The organism is Bacillus sp. NPDC057893, assembly GCF_042796455.1.
Taxonomy (GTDB): domain Bacteria; phylum Bacillota; class Bacilli; order Bacillales; family Bacillaceae_G; genus Bacillus_A.
On sequence record NZ_JBHVNG010000017.1, the window covers coordinates 19310 to 32267 of the forward strand.

The following is a 12958-nucleotide window of genomic DNA, read 5'->3' on the forward strand; positions in this document are numbered from 1 at the left end:
TTTTCTGTGACTATATGCCTCCATGTCTACAAGTTGGGCATGGAGGTTTTTAGTGCACTTTCGGTACATCTTCTATATAATCTACAGGAGGTGTAATAACATGAGCAAAGTAATCGAAACTAAACAACAAGTTGTAACTGAAATCGCTGAAAAACTTCGCGCGAGTAAATCTACAATTGTTGTTGACTACCGTGGTTTAACAGTTTCTGAAGTAACAGAATTACGTAAAAATTTACGTGAAGCTGGCGTTGAGTTCAAAGTTTACAAAAACTCTTTAACTCGTCGTGCTGCAGAGTCTGCTGAAATGGCTGAGTTAAACGAATTCTTAACAGGACCAAACGCAATCGCGTTCAGTAACGAGGATGTAGTTGCTCCTGCGAAAGTATTAAACGACTTCGCTAAAAATCATGAAGCTTTAGAAATTAAAGCGGGCGTAATCGAAGGTAAACTTGTAACACTTGATGAGGTTGAAGCTATCGCTACTCTTCCATCACGTGAAGGCTTACTTTCTATGCTTCTTAGCGTTCTTCAAGCTCCAATCCGTAATCTTGCACTTGCTACTAAAGCAGTTGCAGATCAAAAGGAAGAGCAAGGCGCTTAATTTTTTAAAAGATAATTACTTGTTATCTATAAAACAATACAAACCTATTTAAGGGAGGATATTTACAATGACTAAAGAACAAATCATTGAAGCAGTTAAATCTATGACTGTATTAGAACTTAACGACTTAGTAAAAGCTATCGAGGAAGAATTCGGCGTAACTGCTGCTGCTCCTGTAGCTGTAGCTGGTGGCGCTGGTGAAGCTGCTGCTGAGCAAACTGAATTTGACGTAGTACTTGCAAGTGCTGGCGCTCAAAAAATCAAAGTTATCAAAGCTGTACGTGAAATCACTGGTCTTGGCTTAAAAGAAGCTAAAGAATTAGTTGACAACACTCCAAAAGCAATCAAAGAAGGCGTTACTAAAGAGGAAGCTGAAGAAATGAAAGCTAAACTTGAAGAAGTTGGCGCTGCTGTAGAAGTTAAGTAATTAACTTTTGGTGCTTTAAAAAAAGCTCGCTCTCATGCGAGCTTTTTTTTTAACTGTAAAGAAAAGAGGTGGCCATATGGCAGACCATTATTTTTCTAACGACCCTTCTAGTAAAAGTGATCGTAAACGATGGGAATTTACACTTCGTGAATCTCGATTTACTTTTTTATCTGACCATGGGGTGTTCTCGAAAAACGAAGTGGACTTTGGTTCTCGTCTTTTAATTGAAGCGTTTCAAATGCCAGATGTTAAAGGTAATGTGTTAGACGTAGGATGTGGGTACGGTCCAATCGGTTTGTCGTTAGCGAAAGAGTTTCAAGATCGTGAAATTCACATGGTGGATGTGAATGAAAGGGCCTTGGGACTTGCAAAAGAAAATGCCGCTAATAACAGAATTGAAAATATACGTATTTTGCAAAGTAGTGTCTATGAAAATGTAGATGGCAAGTATGCTGCTATTCTATCTAATCCTCCAATTCGTGCTGGTAAAGATATCGTGCATGAGATTTTAGAAAAGGCTGTGGAGTATTTAGTTTCAGGTGGAGAATTGTGGATTGTTATTCAAAAGAAACAAGGTGCGCCATCTGCGCTGAAAAAACTAGAAGAAGCATTTTCTGAAGTTGAAGTTGTAGAAAAGAAAAAAGGATATTATATCATAAAATCAAAAAAGCGTTGACGGTTATTTTTGGCTATGTTAACATTATACAATGCCAATATATGATTTTCTGCGTTGAGAAAGATGTATATTTTTGTTTCTCTTGGAAAAGATAGTAAAATCAGCAGATTATGAAACAGAATGATGGTTTTCTTATAGAAGCCATTTTTCTTTTTTGAGCAGGTAGAAAGACTCAACGTATCTATCTTTAAGAGAAAAAAAACTACGCTAATAGCAGTAGTTGTATTTATTTGTGATTTTTGCACAAATTTTTTTGTGCATTTATAATACTCATGATTTGAGGGGTGAAGCAGTTGACAGGTCAACTAGTTCAATACGGACGCCACCGCCAACGAAGAAGTTATGCCCGTATTAGTGAAGTATTAGAGTTACCAAATCTTATCGAAATTCAAACCTCTTCTTATCAGTGGTTTCTTGATGAGGGTTTGCGAGAAATGTTCCAAGACATTTCTCCGATCGAAGACTTTACGGGAAATCTATCGCTTGAATTTATCGACTACAGCTTAGGTGAACCTAAATACTCTGTAGAAGAATGCAAAGAGCGTGATGTGACGTATGCAGCACCACTTCGTGTAAAAGTGCGTCTAATCAACAAGGAAACTGGTGAAGTAAAAGAACAAGATGTGTTCATGGGAGATTTCCCACTCATGACAGAGACTGGAACATTCGTAATTAACGGTGCAGAACGTGTTATCGTTTCCCAGCTAGTTCGCTCTCCAAGCGTATACTATAGTGGCAAAGTGGATAAAAACGGAAAACGCGGTTTTACTGCTACTGTAATTCCAAACCGCGGAGCTTGGTTAGAGTATGAAACAGATGCTAAGGATGTTGTATATGTGCGTATTGACCGTACGCGTAAACTTCCTGTAACTGTTTTGTTACGCGCATTAGGGTTTGGCTCTGATCAAGAAATCACCGAGCTTTTAGGTGATAACGAATACTTAAGCAATACGTTAGAAAAAGACAACACAGATAGCACAGAGAAAGCATTGCTTGAAATTTATGAGCGTCTACGCCCTGGTGAACCACCAACAGTAGAAAATGCAAAGAGCTTACTTGTGTCTCGTTTCTTTGATCCGAAGCGCTACGATTTAGCAAATGTAGGTCGCTATAAGATCAACAAAAAGCTACACATTAAAAACAGATTGTTTAACCAACGTTTAGCTGAAACACTGGTGGATCCAGAAACTGGTGAAATTTTAGCGGCAGAAGGAACAGTCTTAGATCGTCGTACACTGGATCGTATTCTACCTTACTTAGAGAAAAACATAGGATTCAAAACAGCGAAACCGATGGGCGGAGTGGTAGCAGGCGATGTTGAGCTGCAATCTATTAAGATCTATGCTCCAGAATCAGAAGGCGAACGATCTATAAACGTAATTGGGAATGCAAATATTACTCGTGATATAAAAAACATCACACCAGGTGATATTCTTGCTTCTATTAGCTACTTCTTTAACTTGCTATATAAAGTAGGGGATACAGATGATATTGACCACTTAGGAAATCGTCGTCTGCGTTCTGTAGGAGAGTTACTACAAAACCAATTCCGTATCGGTCTTTCTCGTATGGAACGTGTTGTTCGTGAGAGAATGTCGATTCAAGATACAAATGCAATTACACCACAAGCGTTAATTAACATTCGCCCGGTTATTGCATCTATTAAAGAGTTCTTCGGAAGTTCTCAGTTATCTCAGTTCATGGATCAAACAAACCCATTAGCAGAGTTAACTCACAAACGAAGACTATCTGCATTAGGGCCCGGTGGTTTAACGCGTGAGCGCGCAGGCTTTGAAGTGCGTGACGTTCACTACTCTCACTATGGTCGTATGTGTCCAATCGAAACACCAGAGGGACCAAACATCGGTTTGATTAACTCATTATCTTCGTTTGCGAAAGTAAATGAGTTTGGTTTCATTGAAACGCCATACCGTCGTGTTGACCCAGAAACTGGTCTTGTAACAGGGCAGGTTGATTATTTAACAGCAGATGAAGAAGATAACTATGTTGTAGCCCAAGCGAATATGAAATTATCTGAAGTAGGGGAATTCCTTGATGAAGATATCGTAGCTCGTTTCCGTGGTGAAAACATTGTCACAAATAAAGAACGCATCGACTACATGGATGTATCTCCAAAACAAGTAGTGTCGGCAGCGACAGCTTGTATTCCGTTCTTAGAAAACGATGACTCTAACCGCGCACTTATGGGAGCGAACATGCAACGTCAGGCGGTTCCGTTAATAAATCCGGAATCTCCGATTGTAGGTACAGGTATGGAGTACGTATCAGCAAAAGACTCAGGTGCTGCAGTAATCTGTAAACAGCCTGGTGTTGTTGAGCGCGTAGAAGCACGTGAAGTTTGGGTACGTCGCTATGTAGACGTTGACGGTCAAACAGTAAAAGGCGACTTAGATCGCTACAAAATGCAAAAATTCATTCGTTCTAACCAAGGAACTTGCTACAACCAACGTCCAATCGTAAGTGTTGGAGACCAAGTTGTAAAAGGTGAAATCCTTGCGGATGGTCCTTCTATGGAACTAGGTGAACTAGCGCTTGGACGTAACGTGCTTGTTGGCTTTATGACATGGGACGGTTATAACTATGAGGATGCGATCATCATGAGTGAGCGCCTTGTAAAAGATGATGTGTACACTTCTATCCATATTGAAGAATATGAATCAGAAGCTCGTGATACGAAGCTTGGACCAGAAGAAATTACACGTGATATCCCGAATGTTGGAGAAGATGCACTTCGTAATCTTGACGAGCGCGGTATTATTCGCGTCGGTGCTGAAGTAAAAGATGGAGATCTACTTGTTGGTAAAGTAACGCCAAAAGGTGTAACAGAATTAACGGCAGAAGAACGTCTATTACATGCAATCTTCGGTGAGAAAGCACGTGAAGTACGTGATACATCACTACGTGTACCACACGGTGGTGGCGGTATTATCTTAGACGTAAAAGTGTTTAACCGTGAAGATGGCGATGAATTGCCACCAGGCGTGAATCAACTTGTACGTGCATATATCGTTCAAAAGCGTAAAATTTCTGAAGGTGACAAAATGGCCGGTCGTCATGGTAACAAAGGTGTTATTTCCCGTATTTTACCGGAAGAAGATATGCCTTACTTACCAGATGGTACGCCAATCGATATCATGTTAAACCCATTAGGGGTACCATCTCGTATGAATATCGGTCAGGTATTAGAGCTTCATCTTGGTATGGCAGCAAGATACCTTGGTATTCACATTGCAACACCGGTATTCGATGGTGCTCGTGAGGAAGATGTATGGGGCACAATTGAAGAAGCTGGTATGGCAAATGACGCGAAAACAATCCTGTATGACGGACGTACTGGTGAGCCATTCGATAACCGTGTATCTGTTGGTGTCATGTATATGATCAAACTTGCGCACATGGTTGACGATAAGCTTCATGCTCGTTCTACTGGACCATACTCACTTGTAACGCAGCAACCTCTTGGAGGTAAAGCTCAGTTCGGTGGACAGCGTTTCGGTGAGATGGAGGTTTGGGCACTTGAAGCTTATGGTGCCGCTTATACTCTTCAAGAAATCTTAACAGTGAAGTCTGATGATGTTATTGGACGTGTTAAGACGTATGAAGCAATTGTTAAAGGTGAAAATGTTCCAGAACCAGGCGTTCCTGAATCATTCAAAGTATTGATTAAAGAACTGCAAAGTTTAGGTATGGACGTTAAAATGATGTCGATCAACGATACAGAAATTGAAATGCGTGATACGGAAGATGATGATCATCAATCAGCAGATAAATTGAATGTTGAAGTTGAGACAACTAAGGAATAATTGGGATAACCTGTAGACTAAAAGGGAGGTAGGCCCCTTGATAGATGTAAATAACTTTGAATATATGAAGATTGGACTTGCTTCACCTGACAAGATTCGTTCTTGGTCATACGGTGAAGTTAAGAAACCAGAAACAATTAACTATCGTACGTTAAAGCCTGAAAAAGATGGCTTGTTCTGTGAGCGTATTTTCGGACCACAAAAGGACTGGGAATGTCATTGCGGAAAATATAAACGTGTACGTTATAAAGGTGTAGTTTGTGATCGATGTGGCGTTGAAGTAACGCGTGCAAAAGTTCGTCGTGAACGTATGGGTCATATCGAATTAGCTGCTCCTGTATCTCATATTTGGTATTTCAAAGGTATCCCGAGCCGCATGGGACTTGTCTTAGACATGTCCCCTCGCGCGCTTGAAGAAGTAATTTATTTCGCTTCTTATGTTGTAACAGAAAGTGGAGATACACCACTTGATAAGAAGCAATTACTTTCTGAAAAAGAATACCGTGCATATCGTGATCGATATGGCAGTACATTCCATGCTGCTATGGGTGCAGAAGCGATTAAAAAATTACTGCAAGACATCGATTTAGATAAAGAAGTAGACTTCTTAAAAGAAGAATTAAAAACAGCGCAAGGACAACGCCGTACTCGTGCTATTAAACGTCTAGAAGTATTAGAAGCATTCCGTAACTCTGGAAATCACCCATCTTGGATGATCTTAGAGGTTCTTCCAGTTATCCCACCAGAACTACGCCCGATGGTACAGTTAGATGGTGGACGTTTTGCTACTTCTGACTTAAACGACTTATATCGTCGTGTAATTAACCGTAACAACCGTTTAAAACGTCTATTGGACTTAGGTGCACCAAGCATCATCGTTCAAAACGAAAAACGTATGTTACAAGAAGCTGTAGACGCATTAATCGATAATGGTCGCCGTGGCCGTCCAGTTACTGGACCAGGTAACCGTCCATTAAAATCACTATCTCACATGCTTAAAGGTAAACAAGGACGTTTCCGTCAAAACTTATTAGGTAAACGTGTTGACTACTCTGGCCGTTCTGTAATCGTTGTAGGACCGAACTTAAAGATGTACCAATGTGGATTGCCAAAAGAAATGGCACTTGAATTGTTTAAACCTTTCGTTATGAAAGAGTTAGTTGGAAAAGGATTAGCGCACAACATTAAGAGTGCTAAACGTAAAATCGAGCGTGTACACCCTGAAGTTTGGGACGTTTTAGAATCTGTGATCAAAGAGCATCCAGTACTTCTAAACCGCGCACCAACACTTCACCGTCTTGGTATCCAGGCGTTTGAACCTACACTAGTAGAAGGTCGTGCAATCCGTCTTCACCCACTTGTATGTACTGCATACAACGCGGACTTTGACGGTGACCAAATGGCGGTTCACGTTCCGTTATCATCAGAGGCACAAGCAGAAGCTCGTATTCTTATGTTAGCGGCACAAAACATCTTGAATCCAAAAGACGGAAAACCAGTTGTTACTCCATCTCAAGATATGGTATTAGGTAACTATTACTTAACACTTGAGCGCGAGGGTGCAATCGGTGAAGGTATGGTCTTCAAAGATGCAAACGAAGCAATACTTGCATACCAAAATGGATATGTACATCTGCACACACGTGTTGCAGTTGCTGCGAGTTCGGTAAATAATGTAACGTTTACTGAAGAGCAAAAGAGTAAGCTTCTATTAACAACAGTTGGTAAATTAATATTTAACGAAATCTTACCAGAGTCGTTCCCTTATATTAATGAACCAACAAACTCAAACCTTGAAAAAGAAACACCAGCGGAATATTTCGTTGAAAAAGGTGCGAACATTAAAGAAATTATTGCTAGTCGCGAAGAAGTGGCGCCATTTAGCAAGAAAATCCTTGGTAACATTATTGCGGAAGTATTCAAACGTTTCCAAATTACGGAAACATCTCGCATGCTTGACCGTATGAAAAACTTAGGATTTAAATACTCTACAAAAGCTGGTATTACAGTTGGGGTATCAGACATTCTTGTATTAGGCGAAAAAAATGAAATTCTCCATGAAGCACAAGCAAAAGTAGATAATGTAATTAAACAATTCCGTCGCGGTTTAATCACGGAAGAAGAACGTTACGATCGCGTTATCTCTATTTGGAGTAATGCAAAAGATGTTATCCAAGGAAAACTGATGAAATCCTTGAATAAACGCAACCCAATCTTCATGATGAGTGATTCCGGTGCCCGTGGTAACGCATCGAACTTTACTCAGCTTGCTGGTATGCGTGGTCTGATGGCCAATCCATCTGGTCGTATCATTGAGCTTCCGATCAAATCAAGTTTCCGTGAAGGTTTAACAGTGCTTGAGTACTTCATCTCTACGCATGGTGCGCGTAAAGGTCTTGCCGATACAGCACTTAAAACTGCCGATTCTGGTTACTTAACACGTCGTCTTGTAGACGTTGCACAAGATGTAATTGTTCGTCAAGATGATTGTGGAACAGATCGTGGTTTACTAATTGGTGCGATTAAAGAGGGTAATGAAGTTATTGAGTCACTATATGATCGTCTTGTTGGACGTTTTGCGAGAAAAACTGTAAAACATCCTGAAACAGGTGAAGTATTAATTGCTGAAAATCAATTAATTACTGAAGATATTGCTCATATCGTTGAAAAGTCGGGTGTTGAAACTGTAAATATTCGTTCAGCGTTTACGTGTAATACTCGCCATGGTGTATGTAAGAAGTGTTACGGTCGTAACTTAGCAACTGGTACAGACGTAGAAGTAGGAGAGGCGGTAGGTATTATCGCAGCTCAATCTATCGGTGAGCCAGGTACACAGTTAACGATGCGTACGTTCCATACAGGTGGGGTTGCCGGAGATGATATCACACAAGGTTTACCTCGTATCCAAGAGATCTTCGAAGCTCGTAATCCGAAAGGTCAGGCAGTTATCAGTGAAATCGACGGTGTTATCGCAGCGATCAACGATGTTAAAGATCGCCAAGAAGTAGTTGTACAGGGTGAAGTTGAAGCTCGTACGTATGCTATTCCTTACGGTGCTCGTCTGAAAGTAACTCTAGGACAGCCAATTAGCCACGGTAAAGAGTTAACAGAAGGTTCTATCGATCCGAAGGAATTACTAAAAGTAACGGACATTACAGCAGTTCAAGAATACTTATTACGTGAAGTTCAAAAAGTATACCGTATGCAAGGGGTAGAAATTGGTGACAAACACGTAGAAGTAATGGTACGTCAAATGCTACGTAAAGTTCGTGTAAGTGATGCGGGTGAAACAGATGTATTACCAGGAACATTACTAGACATCCATCAGTTTACTGATGCGAATGCGAAGGTGTTACTGAAAGGTAAACAACCAGCAACAGCTAGACCGGTTCTACTTGGTATTACTAAAGCTTCACTTGAAACTGATTCGTTCTTATCTGCAGCATCGTTCCAAGAAACAACTCGTGTTCTAACAGATGCAGCAATTAAGGGTAAACGCGATGAGCTTCTAGGATTGAAAGAGAATGTTATTATCGGTAAGCTTGTTCCTGCTGGAACAGGTATGAATCGTTATCGCCAAGTGGATCTTGTAAAAACAACACAAGATAACATGAATGTAGAAAACGATGAAGTTTATGTGGAACAGTAAAATTTTCCGTCGTAAATTTTGTATAAAAACAGCTAATCCTAGTTGACATTGTATGAGACAAAATGTTACTATAATCAAGGTTGCTCCTGAACGATACTTTGGAGGATATTTATATGTCTTATCAAAAAGTGTCAAATGCTGAAAATGTAGTCGTTGGTCATAAACGAACATTGGAAGCAATCAAAAATGGTATAGTTAAAGAAGTTGTTATTGCGGAAGATGCTGATGTGCGGTTAACCCATGTTATCATTCGTACTGCCTTGCAACATAACATACCCATAACCAAAGTTGAATCAGTTCGTAAGCTTGGAAAAGTTTCGGGGATTCAAGTGGGAGCTTCAGCAATAGGAATAATAAGTTAAAACTGTTTTTGTGAGGAGAGAGCATTTGCTCTTCCTTGCAAAAACTTTGTTTTCAACTAATAATGAACCACCTGGATATGTGGTCATACAAACATGCGAAGGGAGGATAATCAAATGCCTACTATTAACCAATTAGTGAGAAATGGTCGTACTGATAAAGTATGGAAGTCTAAATCACCTGCGTTAAACAAAGGTTTTAATTCTTTAAAGAAAAAATCAACTGATATCTCTGCACCTCAAAAACGTGGTGTGTGTACTCGTGTTGGTACAATGACTCCGAAGAAACCGAACTCAGCGTTACGTAAATACGCTCGTGTACGTTTAACAAATGGTATTGAAGTTACAGCTTACATCCCAGGTATCGGTCATAACCTACAAGAGCATAGCGTAGTATTAATTCGCGGTGGTCGAGTAAAGGATTTACCAGGGGTACGTTACCACATCGTTCGTGGTGCGCTTGATACAGCTGGTGTTGACAAACGTATGCAAGGACGTTCTAAATATGGTACTAAGCGACCAAAACCTGCTAAAAAATAATAAACTTATAATGAAAGGAGGAACTCAATATGCCTCGTAAAGGACCTGTTGCGAAACGTGACGTGTTACCAGATCCAATGTACAATTCTAAGCTTGTAACACGCCTAATCAACAAAATGATGGTTGACGGTAAAAAAGGTAAATCTCAAACAATTCTTTATAATGCTTTCGAGATCGTTCGTGAACGTTCAGATAAAGAACCAATGGAAGTCTTCGAGCAAGCTCTTAAGAACATCATGCCTGTTCTTGAAGTACGCGCTCGTCGTGTTGGTGGTGCTAACTACCAAGTTCCGGTTGAGGTTCGTCCAGAACGCCGTACAACTTTAGGTCTTCGCTGGTTAGTAAACTATGCTCGTCTTCGTGGTGAAAAAACTATGGAAGAGCGTCTAGCTTACGAAATCTTAGATGCATCTAACAACGCTGGTGCAGCTGTTAAGAAACGTGAAGACACTCATAAAATGGCAGAAGCTAACAAAGCATTTGCTCATTACCGTTGGTAGGATTCAACGTAAAATAAATGTAAGCATAAACCGCTTTATTTGTCGCTTATGGAAGTGTGGAGAGGGAGAATGCCTCTCCCTTTCGTTGGGCGCTCGTTTTACATAATGAGGGTACTGGACACTGGCATATGTAACAATATAAAGTGGCTTTTTTGCTACTTAAAATAAAATAATCCAATCCATATATGGAAGGAGCAAGACACCAAATGACTAGAGAGTTCTCTTTAGAAAACACTCGTAATATTGGTATCATGGCTCACATCGATGCTGGTAAAACAACAGCAACTGAGCGTATTCTGTATTACACAGGACGTATTCATAAAATCGGTGAAACTCATGAAGGTGCATCTCAGATGGACTGGATGGAGCAAGAGCAAGAACGTGGTATCACAATTACTTCTGCTGCAACTACAGCACAATGGAAAGGTCACCGTGTAAATATCATTGACACTCCAGGACACGTAGATTTCACAGTAGAAGTAGAACGTTCTTTACGCGTACTTGATGGCGCAGTAGCAGTACTTGATGCACAATCTGGTGTAGAACCACAAACAGAAACTGTTTGGCGTCAGGCTACTACTTATGGTGTACCTCGTATCGTATTCGTTAACAAAATGGATAAGATTGGTGCAGATTTCTTATACTCTGTAGGAACAATCCACGATCGTTTACAAGCAAACGCACATCCAATTCAGTTACCAATCGGTGCTGAAGATGAGTTCAATGGTATCATTGACCTTGTTGAAGAGTGTGCTTACATGTACGCTAACGATTTAGGAACAGACATCGAGCGTGTCGAAATTCCTGAAGAGCACAAAGAATTAGCTGAAGAATACCGTGGAAAACTTATTGAAGCGGTAGCTGAGCTTGATGAAGAAATGATGATGAAGTACCTAGAAGGTGAAGAAATCACTGTAGAAGAGCTTAAAGCTGGTATCCGTAAGGCTACAACTTCTGTTGAATTCTTCCCAGTAATCTGTGGTTCTGCATTCAAAAATAAAGGTGTTCAAATTCTGTTAGACGCAGTTATTGACTACTTACCGTCTCCATTAGATGTACCTGCTATTAAAGGTACTCTTCCGGATACAGAAGAAGCTATAGAGCGTAAGTCTAGCGATGAAGAACCATTCGCAGCTCTAGCATTCAAAATCATGACTGACCCTTATGTTGGTAAGTTAACGTTCTTCCGTGTGTATTCTGGTGTGTTAAACTCTGGATCATACGTGAAAAACTCAACTAAAGGTAAGCGTGAGCGTGTAGGTCGTATCCTACAAATGCACGCTAACAGCCGTGAAGAGATTTCAACAGTTTACGCTGGTGATATCGCTGCTGCTGTAGGTTTAAAAGATACTACTACTGGTGATACTCTTTGTGACGAGAAGAGCCTTGTTATCCTTGAGTCTATGGAATTCCCAGAGCCAGTTATCTCTGTAGCTATCGAACCAAAATCTAAAGCTGACCAAGATAAAATGGGTACAGCATTATCTAAGCTTTCTGAAGAAGATCCAACATTCCGTGCTCACACTGACCAAGAAACTGGCCAAACAATCATCGCTGGTATGGGTGAACTTCACCTTGATATCATCGTTGACCGTATGCGCCGTGAATTCAAAGTGGAAGCAAACGTTGGTGCTCCTCAGGTAGCATACCGTGAGACCTTCCGCGCTGCTGCGAAAGTTGAAGGTAAGTTCGCTCGTCAATCTGGTGGTCGTGGACAATTCGGTCACGTTTGGATTGAGTTTGAACCTAATGAAGAAGGTAAAGGATTCGAATTCCAAAACAAGGTTGTCGGTGGTGTAGTTCCACGTGAATACATCCCAGCTGTTGGAGCGGGTCTTGAAGACTCACTTAAAAATGGTGTACTAGCTGGTTATCCACTAGTTGACATTAAAGCTGCGTTAGTTGACGGATCTTACCATGATGTTGACTCCTCTGAGATGGCGTTCAAAATCGCTGCATCTATGGCGCTTAAAGCTGCGGTTTCTAAATGTAGCCCAGTAATTCTTGAGCCAATGATGAAAGTTGAAGTTGTAATTCCTGAAGAGTACATGGGTGACATTATGGGTGACGTAACATCTCGTCGTGGACGTGTAGAAGGTATGGAAGCTCGCGGTAACGCACAAGTTGTTCGCGCTATGGTTCCACTTTCTGAAATGTTCGGTTATGCAACGGCATTACGTTCTAACACTCAAGGACGCGGAACATTCTCAATGACATTTGATCATTATGAAGAAGTACCGAAGTCTGTTTCTGAAGAAATTATTAAAAAAAATAAAGGTGAATAATTGATTTTTATCGATTGTTCAAGTATAACTACTTATGTAAGCTTAGAAAGTGAGGCTTATGTCTCGCTTTCTAGTCTAAATATAAAATAACCTATAT

The 12958-nt window shown here is 40.5% G+C and carries 9 protein-coding genes and 1 other annotated feature (1 of these 10 only partly in view); all 9 genes read left to right on the plus strand.

Features of this window, described 5'->3' with window-relative positions:
* Positions 1-61, plus strand: a sequence feature (ribosomal protein L10 leader region); it begins 85 nt to the left of the window's first position.
* 39 nt (positions 62-100) lie between these two features.
* The 9 genes from rplJ to fusA all read left to right on the plus strand — a co-directional run bounded on the left by rplJ (position 101) and on the right by fusA (position 12861).
* On the plus strand, positions 101-601 hold the full coding sequence (rplJ, locus tag ACFVQC_RS28285; protein WP_341307904.1) for a 50S ribosomal protein L10: 501 nt from the start codon (positions 101-103) through the stop codon (positions 599-601).
* 67 nt (positions 602-668) lie between these two features.
* On the plus strand, positions 669-1028 hold the full coding sequence (gene rplL / locus ACFVQC_RS28290; protein ID WP_002009788.1) for a 50S ribosomal protein L7/L12: 360 nt from the start codon (positions 669-671) through the stop codon (positions 1026-1028).
* Between the two features lie 76 nt (positions 1029-1104).
* Entirely contained in the window at positions 1105-1704 is a 600-nt protein-coding gene (locus ACFVQC_RS28295) for a class I SAM-dependent methyltransferase (protein WP_016103300.1), read from the plus strand.
* 293 nt (positions 1705-1997) lie between these two features.
* Positions 1998-5528, plus strand: coding sequence for a DNA-directed RNA polymerase subunit beta (gene rpoB, locus ACFVQC_RS28300; RefSeq protein ID WP_002159608.1), 3531 nt, complete (start codon positions 1998-2000; stop codon positions 5526-5528).
* A gap of 37 nt (positions 5529-5565) precedes the next feature.
* Positions 5566-9177, plus strand: a complete 3612-nt coding sequence (gene rpoC, locus ACFVQC_RS28305; protein WP_002091510.1) for a DNA-directed RNA polymerase subunit beta' — start codon at positions 5566-5568, stop codon at positions 9175-9177.
* A gap of 113 nt (positions 9178-9290) precedes the next feature.
* Entirely contained in the window at positions 9291-9539 is a 249-nt protein-coding gene (locus ACFVQC_RS28310) for a 50S ribosomal protein L7ae-like protein (RefSeq protein WP_000121833.1), read from the plus strand.
* A gap of 114 nt (positions 9540-9653) precedes the next feature.
* Complete coding sequence (gene rpsL / locus ACFVQC_RS28315; RefSeq protein WP_001142341.1) at positions 9654-10076, plus strand: 30S ribosomal protein S12; 423 nt, start codon at positions 9654-9656, stop codon at positions 10074-10076.
* A 29-nt stretch (positions 10077-10105) separates the two neighbouring features.
* Entirely contained in the window at positions 10106-10576 is a 471-nt protein-coding gene (gene rpsG, locus ACFVQC_RS28320; RefSeq protein WP_002063416.1) for a 30S ribosomal protein S7, read from the plus strand.
* 206 nt (positions 10577-10782) lie between these two features.
* Positions 10783-12861 (plus strand): elongation factor G, encoded by a 2079-nt coding sequence (gene fusA / locus ACFVQC_RS28325; RefSeq protein ID WP_002159606.1) that lies wholly within the window; start codon positions 10783-10785, stop codon positions 12859-12861.
* Positions 12862-12958: the final 97 nt, after the last annotated feature.